Raw genomic sequence first — 21,937 nt, 5'->3', positions numbered from 1 at the left:
CGAATATGCCACTCCAGGGGTCTTTCCACACAATTATCCACAGATGTGGAGAACCCTGGGGAGTTGTGAAATGCGGCTGCGCGTCCCGTGGATAACGCTCTGAACTGCGGATGTGTAGCAACCCTTCGGCAAAGCAGGTTGCCGATGCGGTCGGGCGTGGCTAGGGGTGTGGACGAACTCACGGTAATACTCACAGGGCAGGACAGTGATATGCACAGCCTTGGAGTGTGGCCGTGGCGGTTCGTGCTGGTCGGACGATCGGGGCAGTCCGGGTGGGGCGAGTTTGACCCGCTCCTAGGCGATCAGTACCCTCGTACAGTCACCCTTTGGTGCGGTGGCGGTCTTGTGCTGACCGCGTGTGGGTCGTGATCGACCGACTGTGCGCCAAGACCGACGCGCCGATGATGACCAGACCTGCGATTCATCGCGAATACCTGTTTCACCGAAAAAGCTTCGGGCATCAACTGATGCCCACTGACTCGAGGAGTGTTGACCGTGGCCAAGGGCAAGCGGACGTTCCAGCCGAACAACCGTCGTCGGGCGCGCGTCCACGGCTTCCGTCTCCGGATGCGTACCCGTGCGGGTCGCGCCATCGTTTCGGCGCGCCGCCGCAAGGGCCGCGCCGAACTCACTGCCTGATCCTCGCTCGCGGACGCTCGGGTGTTGCCTGAGTCGTATCGGTTGCATCATCGTGCCGACTTCTCCCGGACGGTGCGCCGCGGCCAGCGAGTCGGGAGGCGCGATGTAGTCGTGCACGTGCTCACGCACGGGTATGACGGAGTCGTGGACGTAGATGGACGACATGATGATCCAGCCGGTGCGCTGGTCCGCGTAGGCGGGCCGCGCTTCGGGCTGATCGTCAGCAAGGCGGTGGGCAACGCGGTGATTCGACACCGTGTGGCCCGCCGCCTGCGTCATATGTGCGGCCAGATGATTCCCGAGCTGCCCGCCGACACCGATATCGTGATCCGCGCGCTGCCCGGTGCGGCCGACGCCTCCGCCGAGGAACTGCTGCGTCAGCTGCGTGGCGCGGTGCGCAAGCTCGGTGTCGGCTCAGCAGGAGCCGGTCCGGCATGAGCCTGCCCGCGAAGATCGGCCGGTTACCGGCGAACGCACTGATCTTTCTGATCGAGTTGTATCGGACCTACGTCTCCCCCACTCGCATGCCGGTGTGCCGATTCACCCCGACCTGCAGCGAGTACGCGGTCACCGCATTGCGGACGCGCGGGCTGTTGATCGGCCTCGGATTGGCAGCCGTGCGACTGGCCAAATGTGCGCCCTGGCACCCTGGTGGGTGGGACCCCGTTCCGGAGCGGAAGCGAAGCACCGTTCGCACCGCACCAGGGACCGTGGCAGCCACCGAGCCGGCGCCGCAGGAAACCAGCCTGCAGGCCGATCCGGTGTCGGAGCCGAACGCTTGGAAAGGATCACCGCGCGCGGTGATCGGCGATACGAACGACGGGAGTGCATAGAGCCGTGCTCGACTTCATTTATTATCCGGTGTCCTGGATCTTGTGGTTCTGGCACCGGGTTTTTGCCGCAGTGCCCGGCCTCGGTAAAGACAGTGGACTTGCCTGGGCGCTCGCCGTCGTATTCCTGGTGTTCACCCTCCGAGTGCTGCTCTACAAGCCGTTCGTGAAGCAGGTGCGCACCACCAAGCAGATGCAGGAGCTGCAGCCCCAGATCAAGGAGCTGCAGAAGAAGTACAAGAACGACCGCCAGAAGATGGCGGTCGAGATGCAGAAGCTGCAGAAGGACCACGGCTTCAACCCGCTGATGGGCTGCCTGCCGATCCTGGCGCAGGTGCCGGTCTTCCTCGGTCTGTTCCACGTGCTGCGCTCGTTCAACCGCACCGGCCACGGCTTCGGCCAGCTGGGGCTCTCGATCACCGAGAACGCGAACACGCCGAACTACGTCTTCAACGCGGCCGACGTCCAGTCCTTCCTGAGCGCCCGCATCTTCGGCGCGCCGATCTCGGCCTTCATCACCATCCCGAACTCCGAGCTGCAGGCCTTCGCCATCGACGGCGGCGTCCCGAGCAAGGTGGCCATCGCCGCCGTGGCGATCCCGCTGATGATCATCGCCGGCCTGGCCACCCACTTCAACGCGCGCGCCTCGGTCGCCCGGCAGACACCGGAAGCGGCCGCCAACCCGCAGGCCGCGATGATGAACAAGCTTGCGCTGTGGGTGTTCCCGCTCGGCGTGATGGTCGGTGGTCCGTTCCTGCCGATCGCCATCCTCCTGTACTGGGTCTCCAACAACATCTGGACCTACGGCCAGCAGCACCTCGTCTTCGGCAAGATGGAGAAGGAAGAAGAGGCCAAGAAGCAGGCCAAGATCGAGCAGCGGGCGCAGAACGCGCCGAAGCCAGGCGCCAAGCCGGTCAACACCCGGAAGAAGACGGCAACAGATGCCGTCGAGGACGCCATCGACGCTGTGGACGCGGTCGACGCTCCCCCCTCCACCAACGGGACCGGCAAGACCACCGGCAAGGCCGCGGGACAGCGCAGGCCGGGTGGCCAGAAGCGTCCGGGCAACCGGGGCCGAGCGAACCAGAAACGCCGACGCTGATCGCATTTCGGTGGTCGGCGGGCCACCACGCTGAGCAACCCCTTGATCGCGCACCGTCCGGCGGCGAGCGCACGGCGAGCGTGATGAGCAGATGAAGGAAATCAAATGACAGTTGAGACCGACGGAGGGGACGCCACAGTGGCGACGACGATGGTGAACGCGGAAACGGACGCCGACGATGTCGTGAACGATGCCGAGGAAGCCCTGATCGAAGAGGGCGAAATCGCGGGCGACTACCTGGAGCAGTTGCTCGACGTGCTCGACTTCGACGGCGACATCGACCTCGACGTGGAGGGCGACCGCGCCATCGTGAGCATCGACGGTGGCCGGGATCTGTCAAAGCTGGTGGGCCGCAACGGCGAGACGCTGGACGCGCTACAGGAGTTGACCCGGCTGGCGGTGCAGCAGGCGACCGGTGTGCGCAGCAGGCTGATGCTGGACGTGGCCGGTTGGCGCGCCAAGCGCCGCGAAGACCTGAGTGCGCTCGGCACCGCCGCCGCGCAGCGGGTGCTGGAGTCGGGGGCGCCGGAGTCGCTGGCGCCGATGACTCCGTTCGAGCGCAAGATCGTGCACGACGCGGTCGCGGTGATCGACGGCGTCAACAGCGAGAGCGAAGGCGTCGAGCCGAACCGGCATGTGGTGGTCGTTCCGGCCTGAGCGCCGGACACGTTAGGGCACGGCGCATTTCGTCACCCTGACGGGAAGTGGTTGGATAGGGCCTCTGGTCTTCGGATCGGGGGCCTTGTTCGTGTCCGGCAGCTGACTGTTCGTATGTCGCCGTTGATCGATTCGAGTTCGGAAGGATGTTTCACGTGGAACGAGATCTCGGTGGAACCACCGCGTTGCCTGCCGAGCTGGAACCGCCAGCCTCGGCCGCCGCGGTGTTCGGCGACCGACTCGATCTCGCGCGCCAGTACTGCGCGGCCCTCGCGACCGCAGGCGTCGAGCGCGGACTCATCGGCCCCCGCGAGGTACCTCGTCTCTGGGATCGCCACATCCTCAACTGCGCGGTGATCGGCGAACTGATCGCCGAAGGATCCGCCGTGGTCGACATCGGCAGCGGCGCCGGGCTGCCCGGCATCCCGTTGGCCATCGCCCGCCCGGACCTCCGCATCACCCTGGTCGAACCGCTGCTGCGCCGCACCATCTTCCTGAGCGAGTTCATCGAGGCGGCCGGCCTCGACGTCACCGTGGTGCGCGGCCGAGCCGAGCAGTCCGGTGTCATGAAAGAAGCGGGCGGCGCGGACGTCGTCACCTCCCGCGCCGTCGCCCCCCTCGGCAAGCTCGCCCAGTGGTCCCTACCCCTGCTCCGCGACCACGGCCGGATGCTCGCCCTCAAAGGAGTCAGCGCCGCCGAGGAACTCGAGCGCGACGGTGAGGCGCTCACCCGTGCCGGTGCCGGCAACGCGATGGTCGTCGAATGCGGCGCCGGTCTCGTCTCCACCCCCACCCTCATCATCAGCGCCGAACGCCTCCCCCGTGCCGAGCGAGCCCATCGCCCACGGAGCGAGAAGGCGACCGCGCGCCGAGAGGCGAGGGCGGCGAAGCGCGCTGACAAGCCTGCGGCGGGTCGGATCCGGAAGGCGAAGTAGAAGTAGTCGGGCGTTTGCGATCCGCGTGTGCGATCCGCTGACTCGGCCGGTTTCACGTGAAGCATGGGAGCTACTCCCGCAACGAAATCCCTGTCGCGTTAGTTGCCGCGGCCCTGTCGGCGTATGACCCCAGTCGGTATCAACGACGCGTCACCGGGGTGAGTCCGTGCGCTCGCTTGCCCGTCGCTGTGCCGGCTCCGCGAGTACATCGCGTATCACTCCGCCAAGCGGAGCTGACCCATCGCGAATCAGGAGAGCGGCAGCAGCAAGACGGCCATCGCGGTGGATCTCCCAGCCACCGCTCGATGATTGGTGGGATCAGCTTCCGTCCTCTTCGGGCCCGCTGACCGAGGTCCGAGTCTGCACAATTCCGTGGGGCGGGTCCCGCCACTACGAGGTGCCGGTAACCCTCCCGCTCAATCTGAACGAGCTCCCACAAACCGAGCAGAGGCGTTGGCGCCGCGGGTGCGGCGGGCCCGAGTTTGAGGGTGGGCTGACCCCCAAGTCCGAGGAGTGTCGGGATCTGCGCGAGAGGTGATGCGGGTCGGTGGGCTGAGGTGTTGCGGTCGCCCTGAGCGAGACGTCGGGTGAGGCCTTTCAGAGATCTGGTGGATTAACACGGTCGGCGGGTCTGCTGTGCTGTTGGTCGTCGACCGAGGGTGCGTGGAGAGCGGGCAGGTGCGTGGCCGCTGCTCCTCCGCCTGCACCAACTTGGGTATGGCGGTTTCACGTGAAACGGATTGCGGATCAGGATCGGATCAGCTGCGCAAGAAGATCGGGGGTGGTCTCCCCTGTGCTCATCGGTTGGTGCGCGAGGGGAGTCACGTGACACATCGCAGACGGAGGCGGGCGCTACTTCGGCGGCGCGGCCGAATGTAGTGCGGGCGCTCAACCGTCGCGGGATTCGGCTCGGCAGTCGATGCGAACGTCGGAGCAACTGCGTCGATGTTTCACGGGAAACGAAAGTGGTCTGTCTCCTTCGTTCAGCAACCCACCTCATGGTTCGAGAGGCGGGTTCATAGGCAACGGCGAGCTGGCGACCGAGTCGCTTCACAGCCAGGATCGGCGACCGGGACAAGCTGTCGAGCGGGTGCGGTAGCCGCGCATCGCGCCGGACTTCCACCGCAGTGATTGGACCGGCAACCCCTTGGCGGACCCCGGGTTTCATGTGAAACATCGGGGATCGGTGGCTGAATGGGGTGAGATCGGCGTGTCCTGAGTACATTGCCGCGATTCAGCTTTCTTATCCCGCTCGCGGCTGGCAAGCTAGTGGGCGTCGGGCGTGAGCGTAGGTGCCACGGAGGAATTGGTGTCGCGACGAGAGCTCCGCTCGGTCGATCGGGCGCCGCGAACCCGGTTGAGCATCATGTTCGAACCGACACCAGCTGTTTGATGACACGGCGCCGACGCTCGTCGGAAGCGTGATCTGAAGTTCTCGGGTTAGGAGCTGTCTATGTCGAGCGGTCCGGCGAATGTTTCACGGGAAACTACGTCGCGCGTGCCGGGAATGCTGGACTCCAGCAATTTCGACACGGAGACATTCGGAAGCACACCGTTTGGGAACATCTCCCCTAGCGAGACCCCGATCGCGGCCGAAGCACAACGCGCCAGCCAGATTCTCCATCCAGGAAAGGTGACAGTGCAGAAACCGCACGAGCAACGCATCATCACCATCGCCAATCAGAAGGGCGGCGTCGGCAAGACCACCACCGCGGTGAATCTCGCGGCCGCCCTGGCGCATCAGGGGATGACCGTCCTCGTGATCGATCTGGACCCGCAGGGCAACGCCAGCACCGCCCTCGGCATCGAGCATCACTCGGGTGTGCCGTCCAGCTACGAACTTCTGATCGGCGAGGTGTCGGTCCGGGACGCGATCCAGCAGAGCCCGCACAATGAGCGGTTGCTGTGCATCCCGGCGACCATCGACCTGGCCGGCGCGGAGATCGAACTGGTGTCGATGGTGGCCAGGGAGGGCCGGCTCAAGGCCGCCATCCAGGAGGCCAACATCGCGGGCTACGACATCGATTACGTGATGATCGACTGCCCGCCGTCGCTCGGCCTGCTGACCGTCAACGCGATGGTGGCCGCCAAGGAGGTGCTGATCCCGATCCAGTGCGAGTACTACGCGCTGGAGGGTGTCGGGCAGCTGCTCCGCAACATCGGTCTGGTGCAGGCGCACCTGAATCCCGATTTACACGTGTCGACCGTGATCCTCACGATGTACGACGGCCGGACCAAGCTGGCCGACCAGGTCGCCGAGGAGGTGCGCGGGCACTTCGGTGACGTGGTGCTGCGGTCGGTGATTCCGCGCAGCGTCAAGGTGTCCGAGGCACCGGGCTACGGAATGACGGTGCTCGATTATGATCCAGGCTCCCGAGGCGCGATGAGCTACCTCGATGCCGGACGCGAAATGGCGGCCAGGGCAACGGCGATGGCGCATGCCGCGGCCGAAGCCGCGGAGTGAGCTGGCTGGATGAGAGCCGGGTCGGCAAGACCCGGTTTGGTGGCGGAACGAGGAAGGGGTCAGTGGACCGATGAGTCAGGCGAAGAAGGGTGGGCTAGGACGCGGTCTTGCCGCGTTGATCCCGACGGGACCGGCGGCGGCGCCGGGGCTCAGCAGTCAAGCGGCCAGCGTCATCGGTCTGGACCCGATCGGGCCGCAGCCCGCTTCGGCCTATCTGCATCGGGTCCCGGACCCGGCGGAGGACGACCTCTCCCCCGGCGGCGCGACCTACCGCGAGATTCCGCCGGAACAGATCGAGCCCAACCCGAAGCAGCCGCGCCAGGTGTTCGAGGCGGAGGCGCTGGACGAGCTGGTGCACTCGATCAAGGAATTCGGCCTGATGCAGCCGATCGTGGTGCGTCGGGTCGAACCGGGTGTCGACAAGTATCAGCTCGTGATGGGCGAACGCCGGTGGCGCGCTTCGCAAGTTGCGGGGCTCGCCGCGATCCCGGCGATCGTCCGGGATACCGCGGACGAGTCGATGCTGCGCGACGCTTTGCTGGAGAACATCCACCGGGTGCAACTCAACCCGCTGGAAGAGGCGGCGGCCTATCAGCAGCTGCTCGAAGAGTTCGGCGTCACCCATGAGGTGCTCGCCGATCGCATCGGCCGTTCCCGCTCTGCCGTGACCAACATGATCCGTCTGCTGAAGCTGCCGATATCGGTGCAGCGGCGGGTGGCGGCGGGCGTGCTGTCGGCTGGACACGCGCGTGCCCTACTCGGGCTGACCGCGGGAGCGGACGCGCAGGAGGAACTAGCCAAGCGTGTTGTCGCCGAGGGTCTCTCCGTGCGGAGCACCGAGGAGGCGGTCATCCTCGCGAACCAGGAGACGACGCCCGCTCCGGATCCGGCGGCTCCGCCGACCCCGCAGCGCAAGCCGATTCACATGCCGGGTTTGCAGGATGTGGCCGACCGGTTGTCCGGTTCGTTCGACACCCGGGTCATCGTGAGCATGGGCAAGCGAAAAGGCCGGATCGTCGTCGAGTTCGGCTCGGTCGACGACCTCGAGCGGATCGTCAGCTTAATGGAACAGAGCAAGCGCGATTTGTGACAGAAGTGACCAAAATAGACTTGTGAATGCGACGAGTACGAGGTCGGAGCCGAAACGTCACTGTGACGCAGAGGATTTCGTGCGTTAGCCAAGCACACGAACCGCCCGGACGGACCAGCACAAGTTCTTGACCAACAGCACAGCGACGTGGAATGAGGCGGGTTCTCTTGATCGCTTATTCTTGCTGGCAAGAAAATAGTGGTGCGGTGTGAGTGAACGAACCGCGTGTCAGTGTGCCTCGCGCACACTGGGGCCGAGCGCAAGCGAGGCGGCGACATGAGTGTGGACGAATCGGACAGCTGGAGGCTGAGCAGAGCAGTGTCGACCAGCGTCACGGCCCTAACCCTCGGCGGGCTCGACAAGCTCCCCGCGCACTCCCGGCGCTGCGTGTTCTGGGAGATGGATCCCGCCGTCGCCGAGGACTCCCGCGGCTTCAGCGATCCGGTCTTCGAGAAGGAGGCCTGGCTCTCCACCGTGCTACTGGAGTGGGGCTCCTGCGGGCAGGTGGCGAACGTCGACGGCAACGTCGCGGGGTGTGCGCTGTATTCGCCACCTAGCGCCGTGCCGCGGGCCACCCTCTTCCCCACCTCGCCGGTAAGCCCGGACGCGGTCCTGCTGACCACGCTGCAGGCCGAATTTCCGTATCAGGAGGCGGAGGTTGCCCACCAGCTGATGCAGGCTGTGGTGGCCGATCTGGTGCGCCGCGGCGTGCGCGCGCTGGAGTCCTTCGGGATTCGTTCCGATCCGCCCTCGCAGGCGCTGTCGGAGCGCTTCGGCTCGATGACGCTGATGGAGCGAATCATCTCGCCGATCAAGGGTTCCGGGGCGAACGCACCGGGTTCGAAGACCGAGTGCTCGCCGGAGACCTGCATGATCGAGGCGGACTTTCTGGAGGAGGTCGGCTTCAAAGTGGTCGCGCCGCACCACCGTTTCCCCCGGCTGCGCCTGGAACTCGACTCCGATCACTACTGGAAGGAAGACGTGGAGCGCGCGCTGGACCAGCTGCTCGCTGCCGCAGCGATGACGCCCCCGGCCCGGGCCGGAGTTCGCTGACACCTGCCGGACGAAGACAAAGAAGAGCCCCTGCCGAGATCGAATCGGCAGGGGCTCTTTGCTTCGATCGACTACATACGGTCGGCGGCGGCGAGTTCCTCCGCCAGCAGTTCCGCGAAAGTGTATGTGCCCGTTGGCTGGTCGTCCTGCCCGAGTAGATACAGCCGCTTGACCGAGATCAGGATGGCCTCGGCGATCACGTCGCGCATGCGCGGATTGGTGAGCACGGTGGCGTCGTATTCGTTTGTCAGATAACCGATATCGACCTGTACGGTCGGCATCTTGGTGAGCCGCAACAGATCCCAGGTCCTGGCGTGCGTCCGGCAGTCCTGCAGCGAGGTGCGCGCGACGACCTCACGCTGGATGAAGCCGGCCAGCACCTGACCGATCATCGACACCGAGCCGTGCGAGTTGCCGAAATAGAAGCCTGCGACACCGTTGGCCAGCGGGCTCGGGTTGGTCGCGCAGCGCAGCGAGATCATCAGGTCGGCATCGAAGGTGTTCGAGATTTCGGCCCGCTCCGCGTCGGTCGGGTTCTTGCCCCAGGACCGCGACAGGAAGGTTTCCATGCCGGTGGCCGCCATCCGGCCCTCGAGCCGACTTGCCAAGTCCCACAGGATCTCCGACTCGTACACGTCGCCGAATTCGGTCGGTACCGGATGCCCCTTGTCGGGTCCGCCGAGACCGGGATCGATGATGATGCGCTTGCCGGTGAGCTGCGGACCGGCCCGGTGCACCACTTCTTCCTCGGCGATCCGATGCGGGTTACCGCCGGTGACCCGAGCGCCGAGCAGGTCGAGCGAGCGCAACGTATCCGGCCCGCAGATGCCGTCGGCGGCCAGCCCGATCTCCCGCTGGAAGGAGGACAGCCCTTCGTGTGTGTGCGGGCCGAAGTAGCCGTCCACCCGGTGCACGTAGAAACCCAGGTCCTGGAGCTTGCGCTGCAGCGTCGCGACGTCGTCGCCGTACAGCGGTGCGGAGAGCTGATAGATCAGCGTGCGGGCACCGAGCCGGTAGGACGCCTCTTTGAGCGCCCGATAGGTGGCCGGGCCGACCACACCGTCGACGAGCAGTCCGCGATGTTGCTGGAACGCGCGGACCGCCGAGTCGAGACGGTGGTCGAAGGAGGCCTCGGTGTCTTTCCAGTACTCGCGGGCGTCGGCGTGTTCGGTATCGACGTGCGCGTGTAAGAACCCGAGACTTGCCAGGGTGCTCCGAACCTCTGCTACGGCTGGACCGCTATCGCCGTGACGAAGTCGGTGCATGCGTGAGAGCCCTTTCCTTCCGTCAATCCGGGTACCCACTCATGCGATGGGATACACCTTCGCACGACCGGCGTCGGTCGATTGTCTCAGACCCGGACGGGAATTCGGCATTCCCGGGTCCAGGCATCCTACGGCGCGTCGATCGATCTCGACGTCCTTTGGCGCCTATGGCATTTCCGCGACAGGTGTCAGATTTCGCCGTCGAGTTCGCGCAAAAGGGCGGCTTTGCCCTTCGCTCCGACGATCTGCTTCACCGGCTTACCGCCGCGGAACAGCATCATAGTGGGCAGCGAGAGGATCTTGTAATCGCGGGCGGTGCCGGGGTTCGCGTCGACGTCCAATTTCGCGATGGTGAGTTTGTCCGCGTGCGTGCCCGCGATCTCCTCCAGCACCGGGGCGATCATCTTGCACGGCCCGCACCAGGTGGCCCAGAAATCGACCAGAACGGGCTTCTCGCTGAGCAGCACGTCGTCGGCGAACGAGGCGTCGGTGACGACGATCGTCTTCTTGTCACCAACGGTGGTCTTGGCACTATCGGACATGGGTTTCTCCTTGCTGAATCGCGGTGCAGCCGTGCGGGTTCGTGGCCACGGGAGCTACCGCCCTAGGGCCCCGTCGCTCAGTTGCCGCGCGACGGGGCTGTCAGAGGGGTCAGTTGGCGGGTACGGCGACGTTCTGGCCGGCGTGGTCCAGGGTGTTGGAGCTGATGTCGCCCTGATCGGCGAGCCAGCGCTCGGCGTCGATGGCCGCGCGACAGCCGGTGCCTGCCGCGGTGATCGCCTGTCGGTAGGTGTGGTCGACCAGGTCGCCCGCGGCGAATACGCCGGGCACCTTCGTCGCGGTCGACGGGTGCACCACCTGGACGTAGCCTTCGTCGTCCAGTTCCACCTGGTCGCGGACCAGTTCGCTGCGCGGATCGTGGCCGATCGCGACGAACAGGCCGGTCGCGGCCAGCTCCGAAGTCTCCCCCGTGCGGGTGTCGCGCAGCACCAGGCTCGTCACGCTGGTGTCGCCCTTGACCTCGGCGACCTCGGCGTTGAGCACGAACTTGATCTTCTCGTTGGCCTTGGCCCGCTCCAGCATGATGCGCGAGGCCCGGAACTCCTCGCGGCGGTGCACGATGGTGACGGTGCTGGCGAACTTGGTCAGGAAGGTGGCCTCCTCCATCGCGGAGTCGCCGCCGCCGACCACGACGATGTCCTGGTTCTTGAAGAAGAAGCCGTCGCAGGTGGCGCAGGCGCTCACGCCGCGGCCGAGCAGTCGCTGCTCACCGGGCACGTTGAGGTAGCGGGCGGCCGAACCCATGGCGAGGATCACGGCGTAGGCCTGGTAGGTCTCGTCGCCGACGGTGACGGTCTTGATCGGACCGCTGAGATCGAGCGCGTCCACGTCCTCGGTGCGGATGTCGGCACCGAAGCGCTTGGCCTGCTCGCGCATCTCCTCCATCAGGTCCGGGCCCATGATGCCCGCGCGGAAGCCGGGGAAGTTCTCTACTTCGGTGGTCGTCATCAGCGCACCACCGAATTGGGTGCCTTCGAAGACCAGCGGCTGGAGCTCGGCCCGGGCCGCGTACACGGCGGCCGTGTAGCCGGCCGGTCCGGAGCCGACGATGATCAGGTCGCGAACTGGCGCACTCATGAGGCCCTTCCGGGGGAGAAATCAATGGACGTCTCGGTCAACAACAGGGTAATGGCTATTGTTCCTGGACCGGTCGGCTACCACGTGAGGTTCGGCTCAGTGCCGTTTCGGGAGCGTTGCGCCACCCCGCACATCGATTGTCGGGTGCGTCACTCAACCGATGTCTTGCACGGTGAACTGCTGGGGATCGCCTGTGGTGCAACCGGTTCCGACGACCAGCGCGGTGATTTTCGGGGTACGCGGCCCGGTGAGCAGGATGAGCACCGCGTCTTTGCCGTGAAAACGCATGTTGTTCGAGCCGAGAACGGTGCGGTCCAGCCCGTTGGCGCGCATGCAGCGCTCCCTGGCGGCCGGGCTGCCGAGCAGGCCGGTGGCGTCGTTGCGGCCGAGCGCGCTGAGCATCGCGGGCGCGCTGAGATCCTCGCCGAGGTGGGCGACGTCCGAGGTCGGCTGCGCGATCGGCGGGGCGTCGTTGCCGCGCACCGCGGTGAGCGCGATCGAGGCGCAGGCGACGACCGCCACCGCGGCGGCCGCGGCGGTGAGCCAGCGCAGCCTGCTGCGTCGGCGGTCGTCGAGCGAGATCGGTGCGGCGGGCGGGGTGGAAACCGCAGGGGCTGCGGGGTTTTCGGCGGGCGCCGCGTTTTCCGGTGGTGCCGAGAACGGCAGCCGATAGATGGTCGCGCCCTGTTCGGTGGGTTCCTCGTGCAGATCGAAACCGTCTACGAACTGCTCCAGCTCGGCGGCGAGGTCGGCGGGCATGCGGTGGATGATCCGGTCGCTGCGCCCGAGGGCGCGCAACTCGGCGCTGACCTCGTCGAGCGCGTGCACGAAACGCAACGCCTCACCGTCCTGCCGGACGGCGGGCCACAGCTGCTCGCGCAACTCGGGTGTCACATTGTCGGCGTGCAGGTCGGCGAGCAGCTCGGCCGAGAACGGAGGCTGCGGCACGGACCGGGTTGCCATCGCACCTCCAGTATTCTCATCTGACATCGCGGGGGTCCCCTCGAGGGTGGGGAACTACATGGACATCGTCTACGGGTTCGTCACTATTAATGACGCAGCTCAACTACTTCCGGTTCCCCGGATCACGCAGAAATTCCAGTCGTTCTTGGAGACGTTGCCGACCGCGGGCGCAGCGACTCTTGATCGTCCCCTCCGGAACACCGAGCATAGCGGCGGCTTCGGCCACGCTATACCCCTCGAGATCGATGGCAACGAGAGCGGTGCGCTGGTCCGGCGGCAGTGCGAACAGCGCCTGGTCGACCACCAGCGACATCTCCATCTCGGCCACCGCGTCCCGGTCGTCGCGGGGTTCGGGCATCGTCTCCGGGTCGAGGGAGACGGCCTTGCGGATCTTGTTGCGCCGGATCCGGTCCAGACAGGCGTTCACCACGATCGCGTGCAGCCAGCTGCGGACCTCGGCCTCGGCGCGGAACGAGGCGGCGGTGCGGTGCGCCGAGAGCAGCGCGTCCTGCAGCGAATCCGCCGCGTCCTCGCGCGTATAGGAGGTGCGCAGCGCGGTCTGCCACAGATGATCGTTGTGCCTGCGTAGCAGCTCGGCGAAGGCGTGCCGCTGGCCGCCCACATGCGCCTGCAGCAGCTCGACATCGGTGTAGTCGGCGCCCACGAACGAACGTTCGCGGTACGCGACCGACCGCGATGTCCCCCCGCGGTAGTCCTCGTTCAGTTCCGACGACAAAATGCCAACCCCTTGGACAGCGCTCACGGTGGCGACGGACATGGCTGACCATCGCCGAAATTTCGCAGCATCCAGGATCGAAACACCAGAACCCGGGAAGCTCCCCTGCTGAGAGCGCCAGGAGATCATATCGTCCGTCGCGATTCGTCAGCAACTAAACGAGGGATGCGGTGGCAGACATCCTGCGGAGAGGGCAGGGCGCCAACTTATTTCGCGAGCACACGGTTACTCGCCGGGTATCGGCCGACCGGGTCGATTCACCAGCCGTCAGCCGCCGGCGTCAGGACGACTCAAGCCGCGGCGTCGAAACGTATATCAGCGATCGAAGTTTGGAACTGACCACCGGAGTTTCCCAGTCCGGTGATCCAGACGAGCACATAACGAGCGGCTTGATCGGTGCGTACCGGAATGTCGGTGACCCCGTCGCCCAGCTTGGCCGTGCCGATCAGCTGCGTCTGGTCCAGCGTCGGCTGCGCGGTCGGTGAGGTGCGGATCTCGACCGTGGTGCCCGGGCTCGGCGAGTTGATCGAGACGTTCGTCAACTTCGCCGGGCTCGGCAGCGTCGATAGCAGTCCGACCCCCCGCTTGAGCGCGGGGAACTGCTGGTAGTACTGGTCCGTGCGCCACATCGTGGCCGGATTCTGATCGAGCACCGCGTTGACGTTGCCGGCCCCGTCCGGGGTGCCCTCCGGGGAGAACACCGTCTCCGCGGTGATCGGCACCGGCACCCCGCCCGAGGCGGTGGTCGGTCCGGCGGCCGCCGGGGTCGTGGGTGGCGCACTGTTGGTGGTGAGGCCGATATTGCGCTGCTCGTTGAGCGGTGCGTCGGAGGCGCCCGGCGCGAACACGCTGACCATCCACCAGATCACGATGCCGACCACCAGCGCGGCCAGGATGCCGAGGCCGACCATGATCCACATCATGCGCTGGGATCTCTCGCGTTCGGCCGCGAGCAGGTCCGGGTCGGCGAGCGACTCGTCGGGCGGGGCGGGCGTCGCCCGCTGGCCGAGCCGCAGCACCGGGATGAAATCGGTCTTCTGATCCACCACCGACGCCTGTTCGAGCACGTGCTGCACGGTCGCGGCGGTACGTACGCCCTTGTTCGACTCCAGCGACCGCACCGCGACCGCCGAGATCTCGAAGGGCACCTCGGGTCTTATCTGACGGGGTTCCACCGGCGTGCCGTCCGGGCCGAAGTCGGCGAGCCGCAACCCTCCGACAGTTGCGGCGGTGCCGGTGACGCCGCCGGAGCGGATCGGCCAGCGGGCGGTGATCAGCGCGTAGAGCATGGCGCCGAGACCGCGCACATCGGACTGCGCGTCCGAGTCGGCCAGGGTGCCGGGGAAGGCGAGCACCGCGTCGCCGGTCGCGCTGATCCGCACCCGGTCCGGGTGGTCGATGGACAGCGAGCCACCGCCGCGATGGGCCAGCTCGGCGGCGGACGCCAGCGCACGGATCGCGCGGGCGGCGCCGATCGGCGAGGGCACTGTCTCGGCCATCTCGCGCAGCGAGCGACCCGGGGTCCACTCGGCCACCACGATGCCGCCGGAGCTACCGCGCACCACATCGAGTACCCGGGCCAGGCCGGGTGAGTTGATCCGCCCGAGCCGCAGCGTGCGGGACAGAATGGCCTGCGGGCCGTCGTGGCCGGAGTTCTCGCTGGCCTTCTGGTCGGCGTCGACGAAGGTCAGCGCGACCTCGCGGTCGAGCTTGATGTCGAGCGCCTGCCAGAACTTGAGGCCGCGTGCGCCGCCGTGCCCGGCGAGCAGGCGGTATCGACCGCCGGCCACCGAAGCGCCGGGAATCAGCTTGGGGCCGCGCGGCGTACGCCGGGCACCGCCACCGAGCGGCGGCATCTCCGGCGAGCCGATCGGGATCATCCCGGTGTCGTACATCGGATCGCGCGCCGGGATCTGACCCTGGCGATCGCGTGGTTCCGCGTCGTGTCCCTGCGGGGCCGCGTCGGGCCCTTGCTGTCCGTCGTACTCCACTGCGGTCCCGTCGTGATCCCGAGCGTCGTAATCGGGCGGGCCGGTGCCGATCTCGCGGTTCGCGTACGCGGGATCCGACGGCTCTCCCCCGGGTGGCGGAGCGTCCGTCGAAAGCCCGCCTGCCGTGGTCGCAGAAGAATCAGCGGCTGGGACGCCGCCCACCGCGTCGTCGCTCACCCTCGGTCCTCCTTCGCCCTGGTAATTCGAGGTTCCGGCGATTTCGCCACTTGTGCTTCTCTGCCGAACAGGGTACGGGAACTCGCCCATGCCGGTGATGTCAACGGCATCGGCTCGGATCACGGGCAAGACCATGGTCTGAGCATCCATGTACGGGTCGTACCCAGGGTAGGCCAAATATGGATCTGGCCTGCGCAATACCTGAGTTGCGTACTGATCGTCGACCGGGCCGTCGAGATCGAGATCCGGCGCGGGCGGCGTCCAGCCGAGGCGGCGCGAGATCGCGACGGTGATCGCGACGATCTCCGGCACCCCGGCCAGGCGCATCAGGCCGAAGGCGACCGCGAACATGACGATCGCCGTGATGGCCACCCGAACGAGCGAACCCGGTCCGCCGAAGGACGCGGTCAAACGGTCCAGGCCGAGCACCCGGTCCACGATCCACATGACGGCCCCACCGGCCACCGAGGCGAACAGGACGCGGGTGATGGTCCGGCTGACGTTCGACATGCGCAGGTCGCCGAGACTGCGGTGCAGCAGGTAGCCGCCCACCACGGCGCCGACCGCGAATCCGAGACCGTTCGCGACGCCCAGCGCGATCACCACGTGCTCGGCATCGGTGACCATCGGGGCGATCGCCGAGAAGACGATCTTGGCGGCGGTGATGCCGAGGATGATCCAGGTGGGGATCCAGGCTTGTTCCCTGGCGTAGAACACGCGCAGATGAATCAGCACCAGCGCGTAGGGAATCAGCGAGAACGCCGACCAGCTGACCGCGAGGCCGAGGCGGGAGGCGTCGTCGCTGCCGAAGTTGCCGTATCCGTAGAGCGCCTGGCCGACCTGTGGTCCGGCGAGTGTCAGGAAGGTGACCACCGGCAGCAGGGCGATCATGGTCAACCGGGTCGCGGCAGACAGGTCGTCCACCACCGCGGGGGTGTCGTCGGCAGCGGCGTTGCGGCTCAACCGCGGCATGATCGCGGTGAGCACGGTGACGCCGAGGACGCCGTAGGGCAGCTGCAGCAGCAGCCATGCGTTGTTGTAGATCGCCGGGCCCGCCGCGTCGGCGTGCGAGGAGATACGGGTCGCGAAAACGAAGCCGGCCTGACTGATCAGGACGTACAGGATGATGGCCGCGCCCATGCCGCCGAACTGCTTGAGCCGGTCGTCGACACCCCAGAGCGGCCGCAGATCGATGTGCTCCCGGCGGATCGCGGGCACCAGGCTGATCGCCTGCACCACCACGCCGAGCGTGACGCCGACGCCGAGGACCAGCAGTTTCGGCTCGCCCATCCGCACCGGGTTCAGGCTGATCTCGCCCGGCATCAGCACATAGAGGCCGAGCACCGTGAGCACGACCAGGTTGTTGAGCACCGGTGCCCACGCACCGGGTTTGAACTGCTGGCGGGTATTGAGGATGGCCGTCAGCAAGGCGGACATGCCGTAGAACAGGATCGCGGGCAACAGCAGGAAGGCCAGTGCCGTGGTGAGCCCGGTGTTGACCTTGCCGTCGTCGGACAGGAACACGTACGTGGTCAGCAGCGGCGCGGCCGCGGTGGCCAGCAGCGCGGCGGTGGCGAGCACCACGAACGCGGCCGTGACGAGTCGCCGGACGAAGGCGGCCCCGTTGTCGGGGTCCTCCTGTTCCGCGCGCACCAGCGTCGGCACCACGATCGCGGTGAGCACCGCGCCGAGCACGAGTTCGGCGATCATGTTCGGGATCTGGCTGGCCACGGTGAACGCGCTGGCGATGGCCGGGCCCAGCACGGTGAGCAACAGCAGCTGCTTACCGAAACCGGTCACTCGGCTGATCAGGGTCGCGAACGCGATCGACCCGGAGTCACTGAGCAGCCGGGAGCTCGAATTGGGCTTCTGTTCCGCGGCCTTGGTGGCGGCGGGCCACTCCTTGGTTCGTGGCCGGTTGCCCACCTCGGCAGGCTCGGCGACCGCGGGCGCGGGTGGCCTGCGGCGCGGCGGCGGGTACGGCTCGGGCCGTGCTTGCGGCGGGGCATAACGCGGCGGTGGCATCCGGCTCGACTGCGGCGGACCCGCAGACTGCGGGCCGGACGGTGTGGGTCGGGGCGAGCCGGTCGGAATCGGTCCGGATTGACCGGGTGCAGGTCGCGCGGTGCGTGGGTCGCCGGCTGGGATCGCGCCGGGCGCGCCGGATGCGGATCGGGCCGGCCGTGCGTCGTTGCCGGGAGTTGCGCCGGGCTGACCGGGTGCAGGCCGAGCGGGCCGTGCGTCGTTGCCGGAACTCCCGCCGGGCTGACCGGGTGCCGGTCGGGCCGGGCGTGGATCGCTGGCGGGAATCGCGCCGGATTGACCGGGTGTGGGTCGCGCGGCCGGTCGCGGGGGGCTGGCCGGGATCGCGCCGGATTGGCCGGGCCGCGGGGGGCTGGCGGGAATCGCGCCCGACTGACCGGGCGGCGGTCCAGGACGCTGACCGGGCGGAATCGGACGAGGCTGCTGGGGCGGCGCCGGATATTGCCGCTGCCCGGGGTGCGGTGCGGGGGCGGGCCGTTGGGCCGGTGCCGGTGCGGGCGCCGGACGTTGTGGCGGCGCCGGTGGACGTTGCGGTGGTCCCGGCGGCATGCGCTGGCCCTGCCACGGCTGCGGCGGCCCCGACGGCCTGCTGATCTTCGGGACGCGGGGCGGGGGCGGTTCGTACGGCCCGGCGTTCATGTCCGGGTCCTCGGCCTCCGCCTGTGGCGGTAGCCGTTCCCACGGGGCAACGGGCGCCCGACGGGCCGGTGGGCCGTCGCGCCGATCGGAGCCGGGCCGATGCGCCGATGAGTCATCGTCGCTCATCATGCCTCCTGCGCCCGGCGCGGTGGTGCATCCCGGTCGGCTCGGCGAGCGGCGCCCACGCTGAATCGCTCACCGTTCCTCCTGGTAATGCCCATCACTCACACCACCCCTGCGCCGGTGCGAGCTTTCCGCGATTGTCCTCCACTCTGCCACTGTGGTTTGTCGGACGTCCAAATCCGGTAGCAGCGGGCGTAGTTCGCCGGGCCGAACCGGGTCGAGCGATCGAACGGACACAACGGGGGGCGCTAGCTCACCGTCCCTCACTGTGCCTCCTGATGCTCCTGCTGTATGACTCGTTGTTTGGCGCGCCGGTACCGATTGACTCGACGCCGGGTACTCGGGTCGAAACCTTCGTCGGCCGGATCCGGCTGCCCGCGGAACCGGCGCCACAAGCGGCGTCCGGCCAACAGGAACAGCAGTATTCCGGCACATGCGGTAATTATTGCCAGGGCCTGACCATAGGCGTTCGAACGAACCGAAACAGAGGTGGCATTCCCCAGCGGAATGCCGTCGGGTGTGGTAAGGGATATCGGAATCACCAGGTTACGGCTGTCGCTCACCTCGGTCGGGATTTGGAACGAGCGTGTCCCCTTCGGCGGCAGCTGTTGCTCGTCGATGTCGGTGATCTTCGTCTCGGCGGGGGCCTCGATGCGGAATTTGATCCGGACCGACACCGGCAGATCGTTACGGGCGACCAGCAGCAACGGGCTCTGTTCCGAGGCGAGGGTGTACACGCCCCCGGGCGGCAGCACGGTCACCGAGTTATAGATCTTGTCCATCGCCCGCGTCGTCTGATCGATCCGCCGCTGCGCGAAGGTGTCCGCCTGTGTGGCGTCGCCGGTCCGCCGATCGGACAGGCTCAGCACCCGGATCAGATCGTCGCGCAGGGGATCGAGGAACTGGCGTGGTGTCGGTTCGGAGTCCGGCACCTCGACCAGCGCGCGCATCAGCTCACTGATCCGGCGTCCCTGGTCGCGCACCGGCGCCAGGAACCGGTCCGGCACCGCGTCTTCGGCGGCCTGCGGCAGGTAGTCGAGCTCATAAGGTCGTGGGTCGGCCGGTTGCTCGACCAGCGACTGGAACGGGCGCGGCGTCGCGAGGTTGCCGCGTACCAGCAACTCGAGCTGGCGCAGCAGGGCGGTGCCCTCGTCCTTGCTCGCGCTCCACTGCTGCGGCGGAACGAGCAGCAGCGAACGCGGCTGGTCCGGCTGTGGATTGAGCGCGGTCCAGGAGATCGCGCCGAGTGCGTCCTGCAATCGGGCGACGCGGGAGTCGTTGGTGACCTCGTAGCGGACCTTGGCGGGCGTGAACGAGGGGGTCGGCGGATTCGAGCCGACCGCGGCGAGCGCGGTCGCGGACCAGATATCGAAGGTCGCCACGTGCAGCGACGGATCGACCGCCGGGGCGGGCGGATTCCCGTTCGGTGCCGGGTCGGCGGCGGGCGGGGTGGCCGCAGCAGGCGGTGCCGGTGGCACGGCCGCGGTGACCTGGGGCAGTCGCACCACGTCCGGGGCCGCGGGCGGCGTGGTCAGGCTCCCCGTGCTTTGCAGCGCGGTGGACCTGCTCTTGCTGTCGCCGCGGCTGATGGTCGAACGGGTCAGCTCGGACGTGCCCGCCGTGCCCTCCGCCGCGACGGCGGTGTCGGCGAGCACGGCGGTGCTGAAACCGTGACCGCGCAACAGGACTCCCGCGCCGCCATCGATGGTGCCCGCGTCGGGCAGGCTCACCCCGCGCACCGACTTGGTGGTCAGGATCGTGTCGACGATCTCGGCGGGCGCGTTCATCGCCCGCGCCGAGAGGTCCGGATCGTTCACCGCCGCCAGCGCGGCGAGATCCACCTGCGCGAACGGCAGCGCCACGGTGCACATAGACCCGGCGAGCGCGCGCAACCGGTCCAGCCAGGTCTGGGCCTGCGCCGAGCCGGTGCCCGGCCGGGTCGCGCCGTCCGGATCGGACGGGCTGGCCAGCACCCGGTACCCCTTGGTCATCGCCTGCACGGTGACCAGCAGATCGGGGTCGACCGCCAGGCACACCGAGGCGGCGAGCGCGCGGTCGCGCAGGGGCGAGGTGTCGAACACCGTCTCCAACGCGCCGAGCAACTGGTCCAGGCGGCCACCCTTGGCGAGGGACGCGGCCAGCTCGTCGTCGGTGAGTTCGACCTTGCGGTCCGGCGATCCGGGGATGCCCGCCACCATGCGCGGCCGGTCGGCCAGCGGCCACAGCAGCGTCGTCGCGACCGGGGCGTCGGTCGGTGCGCTGACCGCCTCCGCCGCGTCGGCGTCCTTCGAGGCGGGCGGCACGCCGAGCACCGGCAGCAGGAACCTGGCGTCGTCGAGCCGGGCCGGATTGCCGTAGTCCGGCTTGCCGTTCACGTTCAGCAGCAGCGGATACACACCCGGATCGCTGATGCGCAGCGACGGTGCGCCGGTGCCGTCCGGGCGCAGCGGGATGGTCACGGTGAATTTGGTGCGCTCGCCCTTGTCGAGCTGCGTGGCGACCTCTTCGAACTCACCGAACACGTCGTAGTTGATCTGATCCTGCTGCAAGGTGGCGCGCAGATCACCCGGCGTCGCGACCGCGGCCGCCCGCTGCACCCGGACGGTGACACCGGAGACCATACGATCACCGATGTTGGTGACCGTGCCCGAGACCGTGAGGGTGCGATCGCTGGTGGTGGTCACCGCGGTCGGCGTCACGGAATCCAGCGACAGCTTCAGGAAGGATTTGGCCGCCGTGCCGGACCCGGACCCGGTGGGCTGTGCCTGCGCGACGGCGGGCGCCAGGATCGGCAGCGTCGACGCCGAACCCAGGATGGTCAGGGCCGCCACGATGATCCGGAACAGTGCGCCACGGGTCCGTCGCTCAGGGCGCGCCGCACCCGCCGCCCGGCCACCGCCCCCCACGGAATCGCTGTGCGATGCCGAAACGTCTGGGGTCATCGCTTGCCGGTCTCCATCCGGTCGATCAGCTTGTTCGCCACTTCGGCCAGGCGGCGTTCGTCCGCGTAGGCCAGTCGAGAATTCAACTCGCTCAACGGCACCCACGCCACCTGGGTGACTTCCACGTCGGCGTCGGACAATTCGCCGCCGGTGGAACGCAGTAGATAATGATGCACCGTCTTGTGTACCCGCCGGCCATCGGTGACGAACCAGTAATCGATGCTGCCCAGCTCCGCCACCACCACGCCGTTGATGCCGGTCTCCTCGGCCACCTCACGGATCGCGGTTTGCTCGGAGGTCTCCCCCTCTTCGATGTGCCCCTTCGGCAGCGACCACAGCAACCGCCCGCGCCGGTCCGTTCGTCCGATCAGCGCCGCGCTGCGCTTCTCCCGCGGACCGTCCAATCCGTCCACGACCAGCCCGCCGGCTGAGGTTTCCCGCACCGTACGCATGCGTGGTTTCGCCGCGTTGGCGGCCGAACCGCGGCGCCGAGGCTGGCGGCGTCGACTGTTCGCACGATCGGCCGGAGACACCAAAACATCCTACTGTGCGCATTTGCCAAACCTTCGGCACGGCGCTGAACTCGCCCGCCCGTCGCCCGACCACCACCCCGCCTCGAATCACTACCCGATGCTGCTATATCCCGCCGC

Annotated in this window: 17 protein-coding genes; 9 read left to right on the top strand and 8 right to left on the bottom strand. The window is 67.6% G+C overall.

Annotated features, from left to right (window positions below; translation table 11 throughout):
* Positions 1-495 precede the first annotated feature (495 nt).
* The 9 genes from rpmH to DBO33_RS01810 all read left to right on the top strand — a co-directional run bounded on the left by rpmH (position 496) and on the right by DBO33_RS01810 (position 8,770).
* Positions 496-639, top strand: coding sequence for a 50S ribosomal protein L34 (gene rpmH, locus DBO33_RS01850; protein ID WP_005516618.1), 144 nt, complete (start codon positions 496-498; stop codon positions 637-639).
* Positions 640-660: 21 nt separating this feature from the next.
* A complete protein-coding gene (rnpA, locus tag DBO33_RS01845) occupies positions 661-1,077 on the top strand; it encodes a ribonuclease P protein component (RefSeq protein ID WP_107653498.1) in 417 nt (138 codons plus the stop codon).
* Entirely contained in the window at positions 1,074-1,472 is a 399-nt protein-coding gene (yidD, locus tag DBO33_RS01840) for a membrane protein insertion efficiency factor YidD (protein ID WP_107653497.1), read from the top strand. The genes rnpA and yidD overlap by 4 nt, the downstream gene beginning before the upstream one ends.
* A 4-nt stretch (positions 1,473-1,476) precedes the next feature.
* Complete coding sequence (gene yidC, locus DBO33_RS01835; RefSeq protein ID WP_107653496.1) at positions 1,477-2,571, top strand: membrane protein insertase YidC; 1,095 nt, start codon at positions 1,477-1,479, stop codon at positions 2,569-2,571.
* Positions 2,572-2,721: 150 nt separating this feature from the next.
* Positions 2,722-3,228 (top strand): Jag family protein, encoded by a 507-nt coding sequence (locus tag DBO33_RS01830; protein WP_370465417.1) that lies wholly within the window; start codon positions 2,722-2,724, stop codon positions 3,226-3,228.
* A 146-nt stretch (positions 3,229-3,374) separates the two neighbouring features.
* A complete protein-coding gene (rsmG, locus tag DBO33_RS01825) occupies positions 3,375-4,163 on the top strand; it encodes a 16S rRNA (guanine(527)-N(7))-methyltransferase RsmG (protein ID WP_107653494.1) in 789 nt (262 codons plus the stop codon).
* A gap of 1,507 nt (positions 4,164-5,670) precedes the next feature.
* Positions 5,671-6,627 carry a ParA family protein gene (locus tag DBO33_RS01820; RefSeq protein WP_228540497.1) on the top strand — a complete coding sequence of 319 codons (957 nt, stop codon included), beginning with the start codon at positions 5,671-5,673 and terminating at the stop codon, positions 6,625-6,627.
* Between the two features lie 70 nt (positions 6,628-6,697).
* Positions 6,698-7,717, top strand: coding sequence for a ParB/RepB/Spo0J family partition protein (locus DBO33_RS01815; protein ID WP_107653492.1), 1,020 nt, complete (start codon positions 6,698-6,700; stop codon positions 7,715-7,717).
* A gap of 318 nt (positions 7,718-8,035) precedes the next feature.
* Positions 8,036-8,770, top strand: a complete 735-nt coding sequence (locus DBO33_RS01810; protein ID WP_107653491.1) for a GNAT family N-acetyltransferase — start codon at positions 8,036-8,038, stop codon at positions 8,768-8,770.
* Between the two features lie 71 nt (positions 8,771-8,841).
* Here the strand turns inward: DBO33_RS01810 and DBO33_RS01805 are convergent, their stop codons facing one another.
* The 8 genes from DBO33_RS01805 to DBO33_RS01770 form a co-directional block, all read right to left on the bottom strand.
* Positions 8,842-10,035 (bottom strand): N-acetylmuramoyl-L-alanine amidase, encoded by a 1,194-nt coding sequence (locus DBO33_RS01805; RefSeq protein WP_107653490.1) that lies wholly within the window; start codon positions 10,033-10,035, stop codon positions 8,842-8,844.
* Between the two features lie 188 nt (positions 10,036-10,223).
* A complete protein-coding gene (gene trxA / locus DBO33_RS01800) occupies positions 10,224-10,577 on the bottom strand; it encodes a thioredoxin (protein WP_107653489.1) in 354 nt (117 codons plus the stop codon).
* Between the two features lie 109 nt (positions 10,578-10,686).
* Entirely contained in the window at positions 10,687-11,673 is a 987-nt protein-coding gene (trxB, locus tag DBO33_RS01795) for a thioredoxin-disulfide reductase (RefSeq protein ID WP_107653488.1), read from the bottom strand.
* 153 nt (positions 11,674-11,826) lie between these two features.
* On the bottom strand, positions 11,827-12,636 hold the full coding sequence (locus DBO33_RS01790) for a hypothetical protein (RefSeq protein ID WP_107653487.1): 810 nt from the start codon (positions 12,634-12,636) through the stop codon (positions 11,827-11,829).
* Between the two features lie 103 nt (positions 12,637-12,739).
* Positions 12,740-13,372 carry an RNA polymerase sigma factor SigM gene (sigM, locus tag DBO33_RS01785; RefSeq protein WP_456093874.1) on the bottom strand — a complete coding sequence of 211 codons (633 nt, stop codon included), beginning with the start codon at positions 13,370-13,372 and terminating at the stop codon, positions 12,740-12,742.
* Positions 13,373-13,662: 290 nt separating this feature from the next.
* The gene (locus DBO33_RS01780; protein WP_107653486.1) at positions 13,663-17,565 is read right to left on the bottom strand and encodes a murein biosynthesis integral membrane protein MurJ; all 3,903 of its coding nucleotides are present in this window, start codon (positions 17,563-17,565) and stop codon (positions 13,663-13,665) included.
* A gap of 1,043 nt (positions 17,566-18,608) precedes the next feature.
* A complete protein-coding gene (locus DBO33_RS01775) occupies positions 18,609-21,287 on the bottom strand; it encodes a DUF6049 family protein (RefSeq protein ID WP_234390648.1) in 2,679 nt (892 codons plus the stop codon).
* Entirely contained in the window at positions 21,284-21,820 is a 537-nt protein-coding gene (locus DBO33_RS01770) for an NUDIX hydrolase (protein ID WP_107659875.1), read from the bottom strand. The genes DBO33_RS01775 and DBO33_RS01770 overlap by 4 nt, the downstream gene beginning before the upstream one ends.
* Positions 21,821-21,937 lie beyond the last annotated feature (117 nt).

It is taken from the genome of Nocardia suismassiliense, from assembly GCF_900269665.1.
GTDB classification, from domain to species: domain Bacteria; phylum Actinomycetota; class Actinomycetes; order Mycobacteriales; family Mycobacteriaceae; genus Nocardia; species Nocardia suismassiliense.
This window is presented reverse-complemented; position numbering and strand designations above follow the sequence as displayed.